Below are 2665 nucleotides of genomic sequence, written 5' to 3' on the forward strand. Positions count from 1 at the left end.
GACGACCCATTCCTCGCGCTGTCCGGGGCCAGCGCGCTCAGGGGTTTCTACACGACGGGCCTGATCCTGCACCGGCCGGACGAGGACTCGTCCCAGCGCCGGTTGGAGATCGAACTGCGCAATGGCCCGGCGCTGCCAGCCAAGCTGGTCGACAAGGTGAATGGTCGCTGGGTCGAGCTCAACCCGATGAACGAACGGCTGGTCCGCGCCGAGGTTGGCGCCAGATACGACGCCGAGCGCGTGCGCAAGAAGGACGTCATTATCGACATCCTGCTCGAGGAAGCGGCTGACGGACGGCTCTATACCATCAACCAGTTTGCCGAAGCGTTCGAGAATATTGCTGGGCTCGGAGGTAAGGACGTGATCCGCGAGCGGATCAGCGTTCAGGCCACCAAGGGTTTCATCAAGTTCGTGCGCGACGGAGCACCTTACGGCCTTGGGCCATCGCGGTCCCGCTACGGTTTCCTGTGCGTCGAGGGCATGACCATCCCCGTCGACGGTGAGGCGGTTGACCCCATCACCGGCGAGGTAGCGACGACCAGCATCTCCGTGTTGCCGACCCACTACAAATCACCGCAGACCGGAGCCCTTCTCGAGGTCGAGAACCCACTCGTCTGGGTCTATCCGGAGGGCGAGCGGACATGAACGTTCCGACAGACCGCGCCCCGCAGAATTGCGTTCTGGCCAGTTTGAACCAGATGGGACGCAATTCCGAAACCACCCCGTCATTCCTGCGCGGACCTACGACCAGCCCCGTTGCGACCAGATTGAGTTCGCTGCCGAAACTACCCCTTCAGGATTACGCGCGAGCCAGATCCGTTTCGCTGCAACCAGATTCGGCCGGTTACGCTGTCTGGCGCATCCGAAACTGGAAATACATCCGTCATATCAATGCCTTGAGCCACTCAACAAGTATAGGGGGGCGAAACCCACCCCTACGGGGTGGGGGAGAACCGCGCCAAGCGGGTTCTCCCACTCCCACCCCAGGGGTTTCGCGCGCGAGATCAGCGCCCACCCAGTTCCCCGATCCAACGACGGCGGTCCCGTACTGCCAGGCACCAGACCGCCGTCGTCTTCCACCAGAGCAGCCAACCCGAGAAGGAGACCACCCATGGCTGACCCGACTCTGCGCATTGCGGATCACAGCGCAATCCCCGCACTCCCCGTCGCGATGGCCCACCATCGCCCGATCCTCGCCCTCGACCTCGGCACCACCACAGGCTGGGCGCTGCGCGGCCATGACGGCCTGATCACCAGCGGCACCGTTTCGTTCCGCCCCGGGCGCTTCGACGGTGGCGGCATGCGCTACCTGCGTTTCACCAACTGGCTGACCGAGATCGATCGGCTGTCGGGACCGATCGCCGCGATCTGGTTCGAGGAGGTCCGTCGTCACGCCGGTACAGACGCCGCCCACGTCTACGGCGGCTTGATGGCGACGCTCACCGCATGGGCGGAGCTGCGTGGCGTGCCCTATCAGGGTGTGCCAGTCGGCACGATCAAGCGCCATGCGACCGCCAGGGGCAATGCCGACAAGGCGGCAATGATCGCCGCCGTTCGTGCGCGTGGCTTCAGCCCCGCCGACGACAACGAGGCCGATGCCATCGCGCTGTTGCTGTGGGTGATGGAAACCGCAGGCGGTGTGCGATGAGTGGCTGGACACCGAGCCTCGTCGAGGAACGTCTCGCGGAAGCGGCCTTCGTGCTCAAGCGCCTGCCCGAACCCCGGCGTCAGGGATATTTCAGCGTCTGGCCGGAGGTCATCCATAGCTTCGCCGACAAGGTCGGACAGGAGCCAAAGCCGATGCGCGTCATCCCGTCACCCGCCGCGATCAGTCGGATGGAGGAGACGCTCAGCTGGACGGTGGGGCTCGATCCGATCGACGGCAAGATCGTCTGGCTGCGCGCCTACGGCGAGCGCTGGAAAACCATCTGCTGGACTGTCGGATTGCAGCGCTCGGCGGCCCATGAGCACTGGCTCTACGCGCTCTGTGTGATCGCCTTCCGGCTCAACGGCCGGCGGCTCAACCGCAATCTGTCGAAGCGCAAGGTAATCGCGCTTGCGGGTGCGGCGCGGCGGTGAGCAATGGCGAGGAAGGTGTCCGGCGGACAGTTTTCGAACGGACGGAAACGGCTTGAATGGGGTAAATTCTGGCTATGCTCGGGAGAGTAGCGCCCGCGACGGAGACGATCCCTCGCGGGCGTTGTCGTTTCCGGTGTCGTCGCCATTGCCATCCTCGCCATCATCGAGACCAGCATCATGCCCGTCCGCCCTCCGATCCATCGCCCGGTTGGCCGGCGCGAGAAGCGCGAGCGCGATCGTGATTACGCAAGCAGGCGCAATCCGGTGGCGCGTGCGCTCTACCGCTCGAAGCGCTGGCGAACGGAACGCGCCGCGTTCCTGCACGATCATCCGCTGTGCGTGGAATGCGCGCGCCATGATCTGATCCAACCGGCCAGCGTCGTCGACCATATCGATCCGCATGGCGGTGATGAGACGGTGTTCTGGGACCGCAGCCGCTGGCAGGCGCTGTGTGCCTCGTGCCATGGCCGCAAGACGGCGGCGCAGGATGGCGGCTTCGGCAATACGCGGCGCTGCACATGAGCCCGCAACACCCCCCCGGGGACCTCAAAAGTAGCGAAAGTTTGCTGCCAGGACCGCGCGCCAC

Annotated in this window: 4 protein-coding genes; all 4 read left to right on the forward strand. The window is 64.9% G+C overall.

Annotated features, from left to right (window positions below):
- Positions 1–645 (forward strand): hypothetical protein (locus tag ACFO1V_RS09525; RefSeq protein WP_380075092.1); only part of this gene is annotated, 645 nt, incomplete at its 5' end.
- 526 nt (positions 646–1171) lie between these two features.
- Positions 1172–1648: a crossover junction endodeoxyribonuclease RuvC gene (locus tag ACFO1V_RS09530; RefSeq protein WP_055456549.1), complete on the forward strand. Its 477-nt coding sequence runs from the start codon at positions 1172–1174 to the stop codon at positions 1646–1648.
- A complete protein-coding gene (locus ACFO1V_RS09535; RefSeq protein ID WP_340583936.1) occupies positions 1645–2079 on the forward strand; it encodes a DUF6362 family protein in 435 nt (144 codons plus the stop codon). The genes ACFO1V_RS09530 and ACFO1V_RS09535 overlap by 4 nt, the downstream gene beginning before the upstream one ends.
- A gap of 177 nt (positions 2080–2256) precedes the next feature.
- Positions 2257–2601 carry an HNH endonuclease gene (locus ACFO1V_RS09540; protein ID WP_374834668.1) on the forward strand — a complete coding sequence of 115 codons (345 nt, stop codon included), beginning with the start codon at positions 2257–2259 and terminating at the stop codon, positions 2599–2601.
- The last annotated feature ends 64 nt before the right edge of the window (positions 2602–2665 follow it).

Source organism: Daeguia caeni (genome assembly GCF_042653845.1).
GTDB classification, from domain to species: Bacteria; Pseudomonadota; Alphaproteobacteria; order Rhizobiales; family Rhizobiaceae; genus Brucella; species Brucella caeni.